The organism is Knoellia sinensis KCTC 19936 (genome assembly GCF_000768705.1).
Classification (GTDB): domain Bacteria; phylum Actinomycetota; class Actinomycetes; order Actinomycetales; family Dermatophilaceae; genus Knoellia; species Knoellia sinensis.
In genome coordinates this window covers 36,136-53,782 of the sequence record NZ_AVPJ01000003.1, presented here as the reverse complement: position 1 = coordinate 53,782, position 17,647 = coordinate 36,136, and the positions used below count along the sequence as shown (strand labels likewise).

Annotated in this window: 17 protein-coding genes; 14 read left to right on the top strand and 3 right to left on the bottom strand. The window is 69.0% G+C overall.

The genetic code is table 11. The annotated features are described in order from the left end of the window. The first annotated feature begins 33 nt into the window (after window positions 1-33). Genes N802_RS04885 through N802_RS04870 form a run of 4 tightly spaced genes read left to right on the top strand, consistent with a single transcriptional unit; the run spans window position 34 to window position 4,943 of the window. The gene (locus tag N802_RS04885; protein ID WP_245613837.1) at window positions 34-1,842 is read left to right on the top strand and encodes an ABC transporter substrate-binding protein; all 1,809 of its coding nucleotides are present in this window, start codon (window positions 34-36) and stop codon (window positions 1,840-1,842) included. Next, complete coding sequence (locus tag N802_RS04880; protein WP_035913135.1) at window positions 1,839-2,705, top strand: PIG-L family deacetylase; 867 nt, start codon at window positions 1,839-1,841, stop codon at window positions 2,703-2,705. The genes N802_RS04885 and N802_RS04880 overlap by 4 nt, the downstream gene beginning before the upstream one ends. Beyond that, window positions 2,702-3,208: a flavin reductase family protein gene (locus tag N802_RS04875; RefSeq protein ID WP_035913132.1), complete on the top strand. Its 507-nt coding sequence runs from the start codon at window positions 2,702-2,704 to the stop codon at window positions 3,206-3,208. Before N802_RS04880 ends, N802_RS04875 begins: the two co-directional genes overlap by 4 nt. Before the next feature lie 25 nt (window positions 3,209-3,233). Then, window positions 3,234-4,943 (top strand): VanW family protein, encoded by a 1,710-nt coding sequence (locus N802_RS04870; RefSeq protein ID WP_052109448.1) that lies wholly within the window; start codon window positions 3,234-3,236, stop codon window positions 4,941-4,943. Between the two features lie 6 nt (window positions 4,944-4,949). Here the strand turns inward: N802_RS04870 and N802_RS04865 are convergent, their stop codons facing one another. Beyond that, the gene (locus N802_RS04865) at window positions 4,950-5,993 is read right to left on the bottom strand and encodes a GNAT family N-acetyltransferase (RefSeq protein ID WP_156971292.1); all 1,044 of its coding nucleotides are present in this window, start codon (window positions 5,991-5,993) and stop codon (window positions 4,950-4,952) included. A gap of 20 nt (window positions 5,994-6,013) precedes the next feature. On the opposite strand from N802_RS04865, the gene fdxA reads away from it, so the two are divergent. The 3 genes from fdxA (at window position 6,014) to N802_RS04850 (ending at window position 8,877) form a co-directional block, all read left to right on the top strand. Then, window positions 6,014-6,340, top strand: a complete 327-nt coding sequence (fdxA, locus tag N802_RS04860) for a ferredoxin (RefSeq protein ID WP_035913128.1) — start codon at window positions 6,014-6,016, stop codon at window positions 6,338-6,340. Next, window positions 6,337-7,476, top strand: a complete 1,140-nt coding sequence (gene dapC / locus N802_RS04855) for a succinyldiaminopimelate transaminase (protein ID WP_035913125.1) — start codon at window positions 6,337-6,339, stop codon at window positions 7,474-7,476. Before fdxA ends, dapC begins: the two co-directional genes overlap by 4 nt. Window positions 7,477-7,578: 102 nt before the next feature. After that, entirely contained in the window at window positions 7,579-8,877 is a 1,299-nt protein-coding gene (locus tag N802_RS04850; protein WP_035913121.1) for a citrate synthase, read from the top strand. A 135-nt stretch (window positions 8,878-9,012) separates the two neighbouring features. Here the strand turns inward: N802_RS04850 and N802_RS04845 are convergent, their stop codons facing one another. Together N802_RS04845 and dapD are read right to left on the bottom strand one after the other, a co-directional pair. Next, on the bottom strand, window positions 9,013-9,894 hold the full coding sequence (locus tag N802_RS04845; protein WP_035913117.1) for a hypothetical protein: 882 nt from the start codon (window positions 9,892-9,894) through the stop codon (window positions 9,013-9,015). Then, complete coding sequence (dapD, locus tag N802_RS04840; protein WP_035913114.1) at window positions 9,894-10,817, bottom strand: 2,3,4,5-tetrahydropyridine-2,6-dicarboxylate N-succinyltransferase; 924 nt, start codon at window positions 10,815-10,817, stop codon at window positions 9,894-9,896. The genes N802_RS04845 and dapD overlap by 1 nt, the downstream gene beginning before the upstream one ends. A gap of 96 nt (window positions 10,818-10,913) precedes the next feature. Between dapD and N802_RS04835 the strand changes: the two genes are divergently transcribed. The 7 genes from N802_RS04835 to N802_RS04805 all read left to right on the top strand — a co-directional run bounded on the left by N802_RS04835 (window position 10,914) and on the right by N802_RS04805 (window position 17,614). Then, on the top strand, window positions 10,914-11,525 hold the full coding sequence (locus N802_RS04835) for a LysE family translocator (RefSeq protein WP_035913110.1): 612 nt from the start codon (window positions 10,914-10,916) through the stop codon (window positions 11,523-11,525). A gap of 36 nt (window positions 11,526-11,561) precedes the next feature. Continuing rightward, window positions 11,562-12,644, top strand: coding sequence for a succinyl-diaminopimelate desuccinylase (gene dapE, locus N802_RS04830; protein ID WP_035913108.1), 1,083 nt, complete (start codon window positions 11,562-11,564; stop codon window positions 12,642-12,644). Between the two features lie 94 nt (window positions 12,645-12,738). After that, window positions 12,739-13,473 carry an LOG family protein gene (locus N802_RS04825; RefSeq protein WP_084071918.1) on the top strand — a complete coding sequence of 245 codons (735 nt, stop codon included), beginning with the start codon at window positions 12,739-12,741 and terminating at the stop codon, window positions 13,471-13,473. A gap of 41 nt (window positions 13,474-13,514) precedes the next feature. Continuing rightward, window positions 13,515-13,817, top strand: coding sequence for a hypothetical protein (locus N802_RS20165; protein WP_052109445.1), 303 nt, complete (start codon window positions 13,515-13,517; stop codon window positions 13,815-13,817). Further along, window positions 13,810-14,217 carry an SRPBCC family protein gene (locus tag N802_RS20160; RefSeq protein ID WP_156971291.1) on the top strand — a complete coding sequence of 136 codons (408 nt, stop codon included), beginning with the start codon at window positions 13,810-13,812 and terminating at the stop codon, window positions 14,215-14,217. The genes N802_RS20165 and N802_RS20160 overlap by 8 nt, the downstream gene beginning before the upstream one ends. Next, entirely contained in the window at window positions 14,214-16,307 is a 2,094-nt protein-coding gene (locus N802_RS20155; RefSeq protein ID WP_052109444.1) for a hypothetical protein, read from the top strand. The genes N802_RS20160 and N802_RS20155 overlap by 4 nt, the downstream gene beginning before the upstream one ends. Continuing rightward, entirely contained in the window at window positions 16,304-17,614 is a 1,311-nt protein-coding gene (locus tag N802_RS04805; RefSeq protein ID WP_052109443.1) for a glycosyltransferase family protein, read from the top strand. The genes N802_RS20155 and N802_RS04805 overlap by 4 nt, the downstream gene beginning before the upstream one ends. Window positions 17,615-17,647: the final 33 nt, after the last annotated feature.

Here is a 17,647-nt window from a genome sequence, read left to right as displayed (position 1 = left end):
GGCGTCGTCCGTCCCCGGAGGAAGTCCCAGCACGTGAACACCCGAAGCAGCCGATCCCGTTCTCGTCCGCGCCGCAGGCGTGGTCTCTGGGCGCTCGCCGTGGGCCTGGTGGTCGCGCTCATCGCGGGTGTGGCGGGGTTCGCCCTCCTGCGTGGCGACGGCGGCGACGAGGAGCTGCCCTCCCAGGTCTCGGCTCGCGAACGGACCGACGAGAAGGGCGGCACGCTCAGGGCCATGTCGCTCGGGCCGGTGACGAGCTGGGACCCCCAGCGGATCGCCGCCCGGGACGATGCGGCCTTCGCGGGGCGCACCTTCCTGCGGACGCTCACGGCCTACCAGCCGAGCACCGACCCACGGAACCAGGCCCGCCTCATCGGCGACCTCGCCAAGGATGCGGGCACACCCAACAAGGAACTCACGTCGTGGTCGTTCACGCTGCGTGAGGGTGTGGCGTGGGAGGACGGCTCGCCGGTGACGTGCGAGGACGTCAAGTACGGCGTGTCCCGCACCTTCTCCACAACCGCCATCACGGGCGGGTCGACCGACGCCCTGGCGGTGCTGTCGGTGCCCAAGAAGCCCGACGGCGCGTCGATCTATGCGGGCCCCTTCGCCAAGGTGGCGGCGAACGATCCCGGCGTCGCGGCATACGACAAGGCGGTGTCGTGCAAGGGCGCGACGATCACGTTCAACCTGAGCTCCCCGGTGAGCGACTTCAACGAGATGGTCAGCCAGCCCGCCTTCGCGCCCGTCAAGAAGGACAAGGACGACGCGGAGAACGCTCTCACCGTGTTCTCCAACGGCCCCTACCGGCTCGAGGCCCCGTGGCGAGCGTCGACGGGCGGCACGTGGGTGCGCAACGAACACTGGAAGCCCACCACCGATGAGGTGCGTCGGGCCTTCCCGGACCGGATCGAGTACCAAGAGGGCATCGAGACCCAAACCGTGGCGCAGCAGATCATGGCCGACGGCGAGAGGGCACGTGCCGCGGTGTCCCTCGGGTCTGCGCCGCCGGCCCTGCAGCAGCACATCGTCAACGTCGACGCGCTCAAGGACCGATCGGTGACCGCCGGAACGGGCCTCATCGACTACTTGGCGCCCAACGTCAAGAGTCCGGTCATGCAGAAGCCGCAGGCGCGTGCCGCGCTGGCCGTCGCAACCAACCGCGAGGCCTACGTCACGGCCCTGGGTGGAGCGACCACGGGGCGTCCGGCCACCTCCCTGATCCCGGAAGTTCTCCCCGCCCATCACGACGAGGACCCGATGGGTGCAGGCGGCCGCGGCGACGCGGGCCGCGCCAAGGTGCTGCTCGGCGAGGCGGGACTCACCCTTCCCGTCCCGATTCGGGTGGCCTACCGATCCAGCCCCGTTGCCGACAAGGCCATGGCAGCGCTCGTGGCGGGGTGGACCGAGGCGGGCTTCGCCCCGACGCTCACCCCCCTGAAGGACGAGTACTTCACGACCATCTCGGCGCCGGCCGCGGCGACGTCCTACGACGTCTTCTGGTCCAATTGGGCCCCGGCCTGGGCGTCGGCGAGCACGATCCTGCCGGCCCTGTTCGACAGTTCGATCAACATCACCCCGAGCGGGCCCGGACGCGACTACGGCTACTTCGCCGACACCAACGTCAACGCCGAGATCCGGCGCATCCCCACGGTCGCCGATCGGACCGAGCGCGAGAAGGCGTGGGCGTCCCTCGACGTCAAGCTCCAACGTCAGGGTGCCTACATCGCACTCGCCGAGCGACGCTCCCTCTTCATCGCCGGAAGTGAGGTCCGCAACCTCTCGGCCAACGAGGCCATCGGTGGAGTGGTCGAGTTCGCGGACATCGCGGTTCAACAGTGACCCGACTGCTGTTCGTCCACGCGCACCCCGACGACGAGACCCTCGCCACGGGCGTTGCGATCCTGCACCATGTCCGGCGCGGGGACGACGTGCACGTCCTCACGTGCACCCTCGGTGAGGAGGGCGAGGTCATCCCGGCCGAGCTCTCCCACCTCCAGGGCGCCGAGGGTGATCCGCTCGCGGCCCACCGCAAGGGCGAGCTCAAGGGCGCCATGGGGGTCCTGGGGGCCACGCACCACTACCTCGGCGCCGGTGACGGCAGCGACGATCCGTCCTACCGGGACTCGGGGATGGTGGGTTCACCTGCGTTCGCACACCCACGCTCGTTCGCAGGTGCAGACCTCCGTGAGGTTGTCGACGTCATGCGTTCGACGATCCGCGCGATTGCCCCCGACGTCGTCGTGACCTACGACGAGCACGGGGGCTACGGTCACCCGGACCACATCCGCGTCCATGACGCCGTGCGCGCTGTCCTTGCCGAGGAGCCCTCTGCCTCAACCCTTTTCGTGACGGTGACGCCGAGGAGCTGGGCAATCGAGGATCGTGCCTGGCTCGCCTCCCACGTGGCGACCGAGACCGGGTATGCCGTGCCGTCGACGAGCGATGAGATGGCACCATCCGTGGTCGACGACGCCGTGGTCACGCATGCCGTCGTCGATGCCGGCGTCGTGCCCCAGCAGCAGGACGCGCTGCGCCACCACGAGACGCAGGTCGTCGTGGGGGACGGGTGGTTCGCCCTGTCCAACGACATCGCGGCCCGGCTCGCCGGACGTGAGGGCTATGCCGTGCTCGACCCCGTGACGGGCGCGCTCGCTCCCGGTGATGCCACTCATCGCCGCGGACTGGTCGAGGATCTGTCATGACGCGGCCGGGGGAGGGGGAGGCGGTGGACGTCGACATCTATCGCCACGCGATGGGACGGCTCGCCAAGGGTGTCGCGGTCGTCACCACGACGACGTCCGGCCAGGACCACGCGCTCACGGCCGACTCGGTCACGAGTGTCTCGATCGACCCGGTGCTCCTGTTGGTCTGCGTCGAGACCGACGCGCGATTCCACGACGCCGCCCTCGAGGCAGGTGTGTTCGGGGTGAGCATCCTGTCCGCGGAGCAGCGAGCGGTGGCCGCTTGGTTCGCGACCCCGGGGAGGCCGCTGCCAGGACAGATGGATCGGGCATCCCACACGAGGTCTCCGTCCGGGGTGGCCCTGCTCGACGGAGCCCTTGCCACCCTCGAGTGCACGGTGCGTGCCGTCCACCCGGCGGGGGACCACAGCGTCATCATTGCGGACGTGGCGTCGGCCCGGCTGTCCGGCGATCCCAAGCCAGCCCTCGTACACTTCCGCGGACAGTACTCCGCCCTTCCCTGACCATGACCCCTCCTCAAGGAACGCCATGAACGACGACCTCGACCAGTTGTGGAACCAACTGCGGCGCAAGCGCGCCGCAGCATTGGTCGCTGCCTTCGTGCTCCTGATCGTGGCCTACGTCGGCGCTGCCGCCTGGGCGAGTGGGCGCATCCCGAGCGACACCACGATCGGTGGCGTCCAGGTCGGGGGGATGTCCCCAGCCGAGGCCCGCACCGCGCTGGCAGCGGGTGTGAAGGACCGCGGCGCCGCGCCGGTGACCCTCACCGCCCATGACAAGACCACCACCATCAATCCGGCCGAGGCGGGCCTGAGCATCGATCTCGACACGTCGATCGAGGACCTCACCAGTTTCAGCCTCAACCCGGTCAAGGTCTTCGGGCACCTGACGGGCGGGGTGACGCGCGGCCTGGCCACCGAGGTGGACGAGGAGAAGCTCAGGGCCGCGGTGACCAAGGCCGGTGCCGCACTGGCGGTGGCACCCAAGGACGGCGCGATCTCCGTTGCCGACGGCAAGGTGGCGGTCACCCAGCCGGTGCGGGGACAGGCCCTCAAGGTGGACGAGACGGTCGAGCTGATCACGAGTTCGTGGCCACGCACGGCGCCGATCGTTGCCCCGATTGCCGAGACTCGCCCCAAGGTCACCGCGGACGAGTTGAAGCGCGTCAAGACGGAGTTCGCGGACAAGGCGATGTCTGGTCCCATCGGCGTCAAGGTCGGTGACAAGTCCTTCGACCTCAGCGCCGCGGCCATCGCTCCGTCCATCACGTTCCCCGCTGACGCCAAGGGCAAGATCACCCCGAAGTTCGATGACAAGAAGCTCATCGACGTGGTGTCCGGCGCTGCTGCGAAGGCGGGGGCCACGACCAAGGCGAAGGACGCCACGGTCGTCTTCGCGAGCGGGCAGCCGCGGGTGGTTCCGGCGAAGACCGGTGTCGCGATCGACTCCACCAAGATCGCGGAGCCGATTCGCGCGGCACTCACGTCGGAGGAGCGCACGGCCATCGTCCCGGTCACCGTGGCGCAGCCGAAGTTCACGACCGAAGAGGCACAGAAGACCCTTCCGAAGGGTCGCATCTCGACCTTCACGACGAACTTCGACCCCAACGGCGGCGGACGTGTGCACAACATCCGCCTCGCCGCGCGCACCCTCAACGGGACCTACGTCGCGCCGGGCGAGACGTTCAGCCTCAACGGCGTGCTCGGTCGTCGCACCCCCGAGAAGGGCTACCAGAAGGGCGGTGTCATCCAGGAGGGCCGTCTCAGCGAGAACTACGGTGGCGGCATCTCCCAGGTGTCGACGACGCTGTTCAACGCGGCCTTCTTCGCCGGGGTGGAGTTCAAGGAGTACATGGCCCACGGCTTCTACATCTCGCGCTACCCCGAGGGGCGTGAGGCGACGATTTCCTTCCCGTACCCGGACAACCGGTGGGTCAATACGACCGACGGTGGCATCCTCATCCGGGCGCACTCCTCCGGCGGGCAGGTGACGGTCGAGTTCTTCGGCACGAAGAAGTGGGACATCACCGCGGCGAAGAGCCCCCGGCGCAACCTCGTCCAGCCCAAGAAGATCACCGACGACGCGCCCGAGTGCATCACCCAGAACCCGGTTCCGGGCTTCGACGTCACCGTGACGCGCACGTTCAAGCAGGGCGGCAAGACGGTGCGCACCCAGGCGTTCAACACCCACTACAACCCCGAGGACGACGTCACCTGCACGCACCCCGACGCGAAGTAGCGGCTCTCAGCCTGGCGCGGTGAGATACACGTAGTTCGAGTGCCGGGCGAACCCGAGCCGTTCGTAGACGCGGATGGCGACGTCGTTGTCGGCCTCCACCTGGAGATGCATGAGGTGTATGCCGTCCGCCCGCGCTCGCGCTGCGAGCGCGGCAGTGATCCGAGTCCCCAGGCCTCGACCACGGAAGCCCGGGTCGGTCCAGAGCGCGCCGAGCCCGGCCCAGCCGTGAGCGAGCCCGAGCCGACCGATGGCCACCGGCCGGGGAGCCCGTGAGCCGGGTGTGCTGAGTCCGAGCTTCTGTGCCAGCCCTCCGCCGAGCGAGATGCTGCCGAAGAGGTGGCCGGGGCTGCCTCCGAGAACCGTGGTCGTCACATCGGGAATGACCGCACGGCTCTGGGAGTAGGCCGCCAGCCAGGTGTCGTCGAGGTCGGCGGTGATCCTCACGTCCGGCCCGCCCGGGTCCGCGGCGGCGATGGCGTCGCAGGCGGCCGTGAGGTTGAGGGTGCGGTCACCCGCTGTCCACCCCCGTCGGAGCAGTTCCGCCCCCAAGGAGTCGTCGGCGGGCTCGAAGCCGACCGGCCCGGCCAGGGCGACCTTCGCTGGGAGGCCGCGGACGGCATACCACTCCTCGATCCGGTCCACGGCGTCGGCGAGAGGAACGCCTGGGTCTCCGACCGGGAGGACCGAGTTGCCGCGTTGGGTGAACCCCGCGGAGGCGCGCAGCTCCCAGTCGCCCAGACGGTCACGCTCGACGGCGCCCCACGAAGGGCCGGCGATGCGCTGGAGCTCGGCGACCGTGGGTGCCAGGTGCGGGGCTCCGCGACGACTCGGACGGGGCGGGATCTCCTTGGCAGCGACGATGCGGTCGCGCGGGATCGTCACCTCGCCGCGGCGCGTCAGGACGACCACGGCGCTGTCCGTGCGCGCGACCAGATCGCCAGTCGCGTCGGTCATGGACGGCCCTTCTGCGGGGCGCTGTGGGTCCGTTCCGAGGCGGTATCGGACGACGACGCGGGCTCCGATGTGGACGGCGTCGAAAGGCGTGGGCACGAGCGGCATACTATGGCGGCATGACGTACGTGATCGCGCAGCCTTGTGTTGACCTCAAGGACAAGGCCTGCATCGAGGAGTGCCCGGTCGACTGCATCTACGAAGGCGAGCGATCGCTCTACATCCACCCCGACGAGTGCGTCGACTGTGGTGCGTGTGAGCCGGTCTGCCCCGTGGAGGCCATCTACTACGAGGACGACACTCCGGAGCAGTGGGCCGACTACTACAAGGCCAACGTCGAGTTCTTCGACGACCTCGGCAGCCCGGGTGGCGCCGCCAAGATGGGTCTCATCAACAAGGACCACCCGCTCATTGCGGCGCTGCCGCCGCAGGTGCACGACGAGTGAGCTTCGCGCTCCCTGACTTCCCGTGGGACTCGCTCGCTCCGGTCAAGGAGCGGGCGAGTTCTGCTGTGACGGCCGACGGCCTCGGCCTCGTCGACCTGTCCGTGGGCACACCCGTGGACCCGACACCGGCGGTGGTCCAGGAGGCGCTCCGTTCGGCCTCGGATGCTCCCGGATATCCGCAGACGTGGGGCACGCCCTCTCTGCGCGAGGCGGTGGCGCAGTGGTTCGCCTCGCGCCGCGGCGTCCCGGATGTCGACCCCGACGGCGTGCTGCCCACCGTGGGCAGCAAGGAACTCGTCGCCTGGCTGCCGACGCTTCTCGGTCTCGGCTCGGGCGACATCGTGGGCTTCCCCTCAGCCGCCTACCCGACCTACGACGTCGGCGCGCGGCTCGCCGGCGCGACACCGCAGGTCGTCGACGGGCTCGCTGCCCTCGGTCCGCTCACCCCCTCCACAACGCCAAAACTGTTGTGGCTCAACAGCCCCGGCAACCCCACCGGTCAGGTTCTCGGCGTCGAGCATCTCGCCAAGGTCGTGTCGTGGGCCCGCCAACACGGAGTCATCGTCGCGAGCGACGAGTGCTATGCGGAGCTTGACTGGCGCACCGATCGGGGCGGCCACCCCGCTCCCACGACTCCGTCCATCCTCGACCCGCGGGTCACGGGCGGGTCGCACGAGGGGCTGCTCTGCGTCTATTCACTGTCGAAGCAGTCCAACCTCGCCGGCTACCGGGCGGCCTTCGTCGCTGGCGATCCGCGGTTGGTCAAGCAGATCCTCGAGGTGCGCAAGCACGCCGGGATGATCGTGCCCTGGCCCGTGCAGGTGGCCCTCACTGCTGCTGTCGGGGATGTCGCCCACGTCGAGGCGCAGAAGGCTGTGTATGCCGCGCGCCGCGAGACGCTGCTGGCGGGAGTTCGCGCCTTCGGTCTCGAGACGACCCACAGCGAGGCGGGTCTCTATCTCTGGGCCAGCGCTGGTGAGGACGCGTGGTCGACGCTCGACCGCCTGGCTGCGCGCGGCATCCTCGCCGCACCCGGCACCTTCTACGGCCCGGCGGGGGCGCAGCACGTCCGGATCGCGCTCACGGCGTCCGACGAACGGATTCGTGCAGCCGCCGATCGCCTGTCCGTCGACTGAGCGGACACTCTTTTCGTCGTCCACGTGCTCTGAGGTAGCGTCACTGGTGCGCGAGCGACGCCCACCTGCGACCTCGCCCGAGACGTGAGGACTGAAGACACGATGAGCACCGACGCAGCCGCTGGCGCGACCTTCACGGTCCGCGACAAGGAACTGACCTTCCCGCTCAAGAAGGCCACCGAAGGCAACAACGGATACGACATCTCCACGCTGCTCAAGGAGACCGGCGACACCACGGTCGACATCGGATTCGTCAACACGGCGTCGTGCAACAGCGCGATCACCTACATCGACGGTGACGCCGGCATCCTGCGCTACCGCGGCTACCCGATCGAGCAGCTCGCCGAGAAGTCGAACTTCATCGAGACGTCCTACCTGCTCATCTATGGCGAGCTCCCGTCCACGGCCGAGCTCGAGGACTTCACCGAGCGCATCCGTCAGCACACGATGCTGCACGAGGACCTTAAGGCGTTCTTCAACGGATTCCCCCGCGACGCGCACCCGATGCCGGTCCTGTCGTCGGCCGTCTCCGCATTGGGCACGTTCTATCAGGACAGCCTGGACCCGTTCGACAAGGAGCACGTCGAGATCTCGACGATCCGTCTCCTCGCCAAGCTGCCGACCATCGCCGCCTACGCCTACAAGAAGAGCATCGGCCAGCCGTTCCTCTATCCGGACAACGAGCTCTCGCTCACCGAGAACTTCCTGCGCATGACGTTCGGTGTCCCGGCGACGAACTACGACATCGACCCCGACATGGTCAAGGCCCTCGACCAGTTGCTCATCCTCCACGCCGACCACGAGCAGAACTGCTCGACGTCGACGGTGCGTCTCGTCGGTTCGGCCCATGCGAACCTGTTCAACTCGGTCTCGGCCGGAATCCACGCGCTGTCGGGTCCGCTCCACGGTGGCGCGAACTCGGCGGTCCTCGAGATGCTCGACGGCATCCTCGAGACCGGCGGTGACGTCGACACCTTCGTCAAGAAGGTCAAGAACAAGGAAGACGGCGTCAAGCTCATGGGCTTCGGGCACCGGGTCTACAAGAACTACGACCCGCGGGCCGCGATCATCAAGAAGACGACCGACTCCATCCTCGGCAAGGACGGCGTCCGCGACCCGCTCCTCGACATCGCCCTCCAGCTCGAGCAGCGGGCTCTCGAGGACGACTACTTCATCGAGCGCAAGCTCTACCCCAACGTCGACTTCTACACGGGCCTCATCTACAAGGCGATGGGCTTCCCGACCAAGATGTTCACGGTCCTCTTCGCCATGGGCCGACTCCCGGGCTGGATCGCCCAGTGGCGCGAGATGATCGAGGACCCCGAGACCAAGATCGGGCGCCCGCGCCAGATCTACACCGGTGCGACGGAGCGCGACTACACCGCGATCAGCGGCCGCTGACGATCCCGGAGCAGGAGCCGCCAAGCCCGCGACTTTGTGCCCGAATGGGACACGCTCAAGGAGGCCTTTGGCCGCCGAGCGGGTCCCATTCGGGCACAAAGTCGGTGATGGCCCTGCGCGCCGGCCGGATCCGGCTCAGGTGAGGTGGAGCAGGACCTGGCGGGCGGGTGCGGGCGACTCGGCTTCCTGCCAGGTCCAGGCGTCCGAGTCGCGGCTGCGGGTCCACTGGCGGTCGCCGATGGTGACGCCGGTGATGCCGGTGTCGATCGCCTTGGCGACTGACCAGGAGGCGACGGACCAGGCGATCTGGTCGTTCGGTGCGGTGACGGACAGCGTGCCGTCGCCGGCAGTGGGCTTGAGCGAGTACTCGTTGTCGAGGAGGCGCCCGATCATGGCGACGTCGGCTTCGCGTTCGGGGTCGTCCAAGCGGCAGGCGAACCCGCGAGGGGAATGGCCCGCGAGAGCAGAGGCGAGGATGCGCCCCTCCTGCTCGTGGTCGGCGTAGGCCTCCGGATAAGCGCTCCGCTGGACCTCCTGGGCGACGACGGTGATGGTCCCGTTCTCCCAGTCATCCACCTTGACGAGTGCGTCGTAGAACTTGTTGGTCGAGTACTCGGGGTCGAGGATCTGCTCGACGGTGCCCCACCCCTGGGATGGGCGCTGCTGGAACAGCCCGACCGAGTCGCGGTCGCCGTAGCGGATGTTGCGGAGCTTGGACTCCTGGATGGCGGTGGCCAGCGCGATCGTCGCAGCCCGCGCGGGCAGACCGCGCTTGAGGGCGAGGGCGGTGATCGTGGCAGCGTTGCTCATCTGCTCAGGGTCGAAGTCGACGGTGTTGCCGGCCGCCGTGGCCTGACAACGCGGTCCCATGACGCTGTCGAACAGGTTGCGGCCGCCGAACCAGGCCCCGAGGCCCACGAGGGCCACGAGCGTGAGGATCAGGCCGCGCGCGATCCACCGAGGGCCGCGCCGCGGTTCCTCCTCGGCGAACGTGAGGCGTCCGCGCGTTGATCGCATCAGTCGTTGGCGTGCAGCGCCGAGTTGAGGACGATGCCGTGGCCGTCCCGCGGACGGGCTTCGACGGCACCGGTGACCGAGTTGCGCAGGAAGAGCAGGTTGGACTGACCGGACAGTTCGCTCGCCTTGGTCACCGTGCCGTCGGGGAGGGTGACCTTGGTGCCTGCAGTGACATAGAGGCCCGCTTCGATGACGCAGTCGTCGCCCAGCGCGATACCCAGACCCGACTCGGCGCCGAGGAGGCAGCGCTCCCCGATCGCGACACGCTCGGTGCCGCCGCCGGAGAGTGTGCCCATGGTGGACGCTCCACCCCCGATGTCGGAGCCGTCGCCGACGACGACACCCTGGGAAATGCGGCCCTCGACCATGGACGTGCCGAGCGTGCCGGCGTTGAAGTTGACGAAGCCCTCGTGCATCACGGTCGTGCCACTGGCGAGGTGGGCGCCGAGACGCACGCGGTCGGCGTCGGCGATCCGGACACCGGAAGGCACGACGTAGTCGGTCATGCGCGGGAACTTGTCGACGCCGAAGACCTGGACCGGCCCCCGGGCGAGGAGGGCGAGGCGGGTCAGTTCGAAACCTTCGACGGCGCAGGGCCCCTGGCTCGTCCACACGACGTTCGTGAGGACGCCGAACAACCCGTCGAGGGAGATCGAGTTGGGTGCCACGAGTCGGTGCGAGAGCAGGTGCAGGCGCAACCAGCCGTCGGCAGCGTCGCCGGGCGCACCATCGAGGTCGATCTGCACGAGACGCACCTCGCGGGTGACCCCGCGGGCGTCGTCGGCAACAGCCAGGGCCGACAGTCCGGCGGGCTCGCTCACGTCCTCCGGCGCGCCCAGAGCCGGCGCCGGGAACCAGGCGTCGAGGACGGTGTCGCCGTGGAGGGTGAGCAGGCCGTAGCCGTGTGCAACGCGCGAAGTCATGGTCGCAAGCCTAGGGGGCGGGGCTGAACGGTCCGGAGACTGGTCGGTGGACGAAAGGCGCTGCGCCCGCGGCCAGTCGTGTGCCTGAATGGAACCATGAGCACCGCCTTCCTTCTCACCTCACTCGTCATCATCGCGACGCCGGGGACGGGCGCCATCTACTCGGTGGCCGCAGGGCTGTCCGACGGCGCGAAGAGGGCGGTGCTGGCGGCGTTTGCCTGCACCCTCGGCATCGTGCCCCACTTGGCTGCGGCACTCACAGGTCTCGCGGCGCTTCTCCACACGAGCGCGCTCGCCTTCCAGACGCTCAAGTACCTCGGGATCGCCTACCTCCTCTACATGGCGTGGGGGATGTGGCACGACCACGGCGACCTCCGGGCCGACCCCGACGCGTCGCCGGAGTCGTCCCGCCGTGTTCTCATCACCGGGGTGGTCATCAACCTGCTCAACCCCAAGCTGACGCTCTTCTTCTTCGCCTTCCTGCCGCAGTTCGTTCCGGCAGGAACCCCGAACGCGACGTGGCAGATGCTGGGCCTGAGCGGTGTGTTCATGGCGCTGACGTTCGTGGTCTTCGCCGCATACGGCGTCGGTGCGTCGACGGTCCGGCAGCGCGTTCTCGAACGGCCCCGCGTCGTGCGCCGGATGCGGCAGGGCTTCGCACTCGCGTTCGTGGCGATGAGTGCCAAGTTGGCCACGGCCAGCCGCTGACGTGCGCCCGATCTGGTGGTGGATATGGTCGGGCGTATGCCGCTCGACCTCACTGCCGATGTTGTCACCCTCACCGCTGCCCTCTGTGACATCGAGTCGGTGAGCCAGAACGAAGCCTCGATCGCCGATGCCATCGAGGCTTCTCTGGCTCCGCTTCCTCACCTCACGGTGACGCGCATCGGCAATACCGTCGTCGCTCGCACCGAGCAGGGGTACGACGAGCGCGTCGTCCTCGCCGGGCACATCGACACCGTGCCCCTGACGGATCCGCCGAATCTGCCGACGCGCCGCCTCCCGGGGGGCGATGGCGAGGGCGAGGTGCTCTGGGGTCGTGGGACGGTCGACATGAAGGGCGGCGTCGCCGTCCAACTTCGGCTCGCCGCGACGGTTCCCGCGCCGAGCCGAGACGTGACCTACGTCTTCTACGAGGGCGAGGAGATCGAGAGCGAGTTCAACGGGCTTCTGCACGTGCAGCAGCAGCGCCCCGAACTCATCGAAGACGCAGACTTCGCGGTCCTCCTCGAGCCGACCGGTGCCATCGTCGAAGGCGGCTGCAAGGGCACGTTGCGGATCGACCTCACCACCAAGGGTGCCGCTGCCCACTCGGCTCGGCCGTGGAACGGCCACAACGCCATCCACGACGCGGCCGACATCCTGAGCCGCCTCACGGCATACGAGCCTCGGATCGTGACCGTCGACGGACTGGAGTACCGCGAAGCACTCAATGCCGTGAACATCACCGGCGGCATCGCCGGCAACGTCATCCCGGACCGTTGCACCGTCACCGTCAACTACCGCTACGCCCCGGACCTCACGGAGGAGGACGCGGTCGCCCACATGCACGAGGTCTTCGACGGACTGACCTTCGCCGTGACGGACAACGCCGGGGGCGCGCGGCCGGGGCTCGACCTGCCTGCTGCGAAGGCCTTCGTCGAGGCGCTCGGAGTCGATGTCATCGCGAAGCAGGGGTGGACCGATGTGGCGCGCTTCCAGGCCATGGGGGTGCCGGCGGTGAACTTCGGACCCGGCGACCCGAACCTGGCCCACCACGACGAGGAGCGTTGCCCCGTCGACCAGCTCGTCGCGGCGGAAGCCGCCATGCTGCGGTGGCTCGCCTGACCTCAGCCGTGCGTTGACGCCCTAGATTGGTGTCGTGACCGACACGCAGAAGCCGTGGGACCAGGCGCAGGACTACTTCAAGGGTCCGGTCGTGATGCGCCGTTCCAAGGTGCCCGAGGAGACGACCGATCAGAGACTCCTCGACAGCCGGGGACCCGCTGACTGGGTGCACACGGATCCATGGCGCGTCATGCGTATTCAGTCCGAGTTCGTCGAGGGCTTCGGAGCCCTGGCGGAGCTCGGTCCGGCCGTGAGCGTCTTCGGCTCGGCGCGAACCAGCGTCGACGACCCGACGTACGCTCTGGGCGAGAACGTGGGCGCAGCCCTGGTGAAGGCCGGGTATGCCGTGATCACCGGTGGTGGACCCGGCGCCATGGAGGCGGCGAACAAGGGCGCGTGCGAGGCGAACGGCACCTCGGTCGGTCTCGGCATCGAGCTCCCGTTCGAGACGGGCCTCAACCCCTTCGTCGACCTCGGGGTCAACTTCCGCTACTTCTTCGCCCGCAAGACGATGTTCGTCAAGTACTCCCAGGGCTTCATCGTCCTGCCCGGCGGCTTCGGGACGCTCGACGAGCTCTTCGAGGCGATCACGCTGGTGCAGACGCAGAAGGTGACGTCGTTCCCCATCATCCTCATGGGCGTGGCGTACTGGCAGGGACTGCTCGACTGGTTGCAAGCGGCCGCCCTTGGGGCGGGAACGATCAGCGCGAAGGACCTGTCACTCATCACCCTCACCGACGACGTCGAGGAGGCGGTCGCGGCGATCGTGGCGTCGGACAGGGGACTCCAGGGCGACGTCCCCGAGGGGACCGGCACTCACCCGGAGTGACTCGCCGAGTGGCTCCGGTCTCCAAACCATAGGATCGCGGCGTGGAATGGGTAGCCCTCGGCCTCCTCGCCGTCGCCGTCATCGCGGTGACGGCCCTCGTCGCGACGGGTCGCGTCGATGCCCCCGTGCTTCCCGAGGCGACGTCGAGCGTGCCGCCCCTCGAACTCCCCGAGCACCCGACCAGTGCGGACATCACCCCGCTGCGCCTCGGAACTGCCCTCCACGGCTACGCGCCGGCGGAGGTCGACCGGGCGCTGGAGCGGCGGCAGGACCGCCTCGCCGAGCAGGAACGGGCGCTCGAGGAACTGCGCGGACGGGGCGGGGATGTTCGTCCTGATGCGTGAGTCCCCGCTTCCGCCGGAGCGGCTGTGGCAGCGCCTCGCCGCGATCCCCGACCACACGCAGGCGGTGCCCCTGACGACGACCCTGAGCGGACCGGGCTCGCCCTCGAACGGATGGGCCTTCACCGTGCGCACGGCCCTGGGACCGTTCCACTTCGACGACACGATGACGGTGGAGTCGTGGGACCCACCACGGCTGTGGAGGGTGCGCAAGACCGGTCGGCTCGAGGGATGGGCCGAGGCCGTGGTCCACCCGTATGCCGGTGGGTCTCGGGTGACGTGGACCGAGGAACTCTGGCTCGGCGTTCCCGGGCTGCGACGGGTGACGACTCGCATCGGTGACCGTGTGGGTCCTTGGCTCTTCGGCCGGGTGCTCGACCGGATCGTCGGGGTGCCCTCATGAGGTGGGCGCTCCTTCTGAGCGCGCCCGTCGCGGCGTGCGCGCTGGCGTTGGCGTGGTTCCTCGCCCGCCGAGAGCCCGGGCGTGCTGAGGGTGGCCCCGGCGGCCCGGACGACGGCGTAGAGGTCTTCCGGCTCCAGGTGATCGGCTATCCGACGAGTCGCGTCGACGAGGTCCTCGATCGCCTCGATGCCCAGATCGCGGCCAACGACGCCTTGCTGGACAGCGGTCCACGACCCGCCGTGACGGCGGACGCGGGCACACGGCATACGGCAGGGTCCGCGGAAGTGGTCGCCGTGGCGACCGATCCTGCGGACGCACGGGGCGACGTCGTGGAGTCGGCCGAGGAGCCGGGGCCGCGGTGGGGGATGGTCGACCTGGTGGTGGTCGCCGCCTACCTCGGGTCGGCTCTCTACGTCCTCTCGAACCTCGTGCTCCGGCCTCGCTCGGGCTACCTGTTCCACGGGGTTCAGGACCACCAGGCCTTCGAGTGGTACTTCGGCGCGTCCGCCCACAACGTCGCCACGCTCTCGAATCCCTTGTTCAGCGACCGCCAGAACTTCCCCGATGGCGTCAACCTCATGGCCAACGCGGCCGTCACCGGCCTGGGGATCCCGCTCGCGCCCCTGACGCTCGCGGCAGGAGCCCACATCACGTTCTTCGTCGTGGAGCTCCTCGGCCTCGCCGGCACTGCCGCGGCCTGGTACTGGTTCTTCCGCAGACGCGGCATCGGTCGGACCGGCGCGGCGATCGGGGGCTGGTTCACCGGCTTCGCGCCCGCGCTGGTGTCGCACGCCAATGGACATCCCAACTTCGTGGCGCTCTTCCTGATCCCCGTGATCATCGACCGGGTTCTCCGGCTGGCCGAGGGCGATCGTCGGGTCCGCGACGGGATCGTGCTGGGTCTCCTCGTCACCTGGCAGTTGTTCATCGGCGAGGAGCCACTCCTCCTCGCTGCGATCGGCATGCTCATCGTCGGAGCGGTCCTCGCGATCCACAGGCGCCTCGATGTCGCTCGGCTGCTCCCGGGGGTCGGGATCGGCGCAGCGCTGTCGGTCTCGCTGGTCGCCGTCCCCCTCTGGTGGCAGTTCGCGGGCAGGCAGAGCTACACGTCGATCTTCCACCTGCCCGGTGGGAACGATCTCGCCTCGCTGTGGGGGCGGGCCACCCGGACGATCGGCACGGACCCGTGGGAGTCCGCGGCGCTGTCCATGAACCGCACCGAGGAGAACGCCTTCTTCGGCGTTCCCCTCTGGATCGTCGCGGTGGCCATCGCACTCGTGCTCATCCGCCGGCCGGTCGTTCAGGCACTCGCAGCTCTCGTCATCGTGTCGTCCTGGCTCTCGCTGGGGGAGGAAGTGGTCCTGCGGGGTCAGCCGACCGGCATACCCGGTCCGTGGGCCCTCGTCGACGGCCTCCCCATCCTCGAGAACGTCCTGCCGACCCGCCTGACGATGATGGCGATCCCAGCCTTCGCGGGACTCCTGGCGCTGGGGGTCGATGCAGCCATCAAGGCGGCCCCACGGGCAGACCCGAACGCTGCCGAGATTCCCGCGTGGCAGCACCGCATGGGTGGGTGGATCGTCGTCGCAGCCGCAGTGGTCGCGCTGCTGCCCGTCGTGCCGACCCCCCTTCAGGTCGAGTCCCGCCCGGCCGTGCCGACCTTCTTCACGGGAGATGCCTGGCGGGACTGGAGCCATGGCGGCTCGATCCTCGCCGTGCCCCCGACGGACATCGTCGACGCGCGCGCGTTCGACTGGCAGCTGGCCGCCGACACGATGGCGTTCCCGATCGTCGAGGGCTACTTCGTCGGGCCGAACGGGCAACCCGACCGCGGTGGCCAGTACGGCGCCACCCGGCGTCCGTTGTCCCTGTGGCTCTACGACGTCAACGCCGCCAACGTCGCGACACCTGCGACCGAGGCGCAACGGCGGCAGTTCATCGAGGACCTGCGCGCCTGGCGCACCGACACCGTGGTCCTGCCGATGCGCGACCAGACGGCCGCCCTGCGCGACTCTCTCGTCACAGTTCTCGGAGAGCCGCAACGCGTTGAGGACGTCTTCGTCTGGGACGTTCGCGAGTTGCGCTCATGAGTGCTCCCACGAAGACACCGACCGCTCCGGGGCTCGAGCAGGCACGTCTGCGCTCCCTCTTCACGACTGCCGGCCGGAGCCGTCTCGCCGTCGCGGCCCTCTCGCACCCGATCCGCACGATCGCCGCCGTCTACGTCGCGTCGCGCCTCGTGGCCCTCGGTGCCATGTGGGTGGCGGCGACGTGGTTCCAGAACCCCGCCGGGGTGGGGCACCTCGACCCCACGGTCGGGGACCTCATCGGCCTCTGGGACTCGGAGTGGTACGAACGCATTGCGACCCAGGGCTACCCGGTTCCGCTGCCCGCCGATCCGAACACCGGCAAGCTCACCTACAGCGCATGGGCCTTCTATCCGCTCTTCCCCTTCCTCGTGAAGGGGCTCATGACCCTCGGCCTGCCGTTCACGGCCGCGGCTGTCGGTCTCAACGTCATTCTGGGCGGCGTGGGTGCCGTCCTCATCTGGGCTCTGTTCCGCCACGGCCTGCACGCCGAACCCCAGCCGGGGCGCGAACGCCTCGCCCTGGTGGCTGCCTGCCTCTGGTGCTTCTACCCGGCGACGGGGGTGATGCTCAAGCCCTATACCGAGCCCCTCGCGGTCGTCCTTGTCGCCGCCTCGTTGCTCTATCTCATGAGACGCCGGTATGCCGTCGTCGCAGCGATCGCGGTCCCGCTCGGCTTCACACGCGGTGTCGCCGCTGCGATGGGATGCGCTGCCCTGATCCACCTCGTCGTGCGGATCCGTGAGGACCGTGAGGCAGGTGTCGCGCCACTGCGTGGGCAGCGGTTCACGGCCGCGCTGATGCTTGTGGTCACTGGGTTGTCCGGAATCGCCTGGCCTGTCGTGGTGGGCGTCGTCAGCGGCATTCCGACGGCCTTCTTCGACGTCCAGGAGGCATGGGGTCAGAAGCCGGCGTCGGGGCCGTTCGTGCTGTGGTTGGAGTGGGCGTGGGACGCACGCGGTCTCGCGGGCCTCCTCGTCCTGATCGCGCTCTGCGGCACCTACTTCACGCTCATCCTCGGACGGCACGGTCGGTGGATCCCTGTCGAGGTGCGTGCCTGGGCCGTGGCCTACCCCCTCTACCTCTTCGCCGTGGTCCGGCCGATCACGAGCATGTGGCGGTTCCTCCTGCTCGACTTCCCGATCGCGGCCCTCCTCGCCAGCGTCGCGATGCGGACCTCCACCGGCGAGCGGATCGTCAAGCACTGGCGTCGTCGCGTCGCGGTACTTCTCGTCCCGGTCCTCGCCGGACTGCTGTGGTGGACCTGTGCGCTCCTCACCTACACCCCGTGGGGGTCACGGCCACCGTGACCGGGGATCGGTTGGGGTGACCCCGATTTCGTG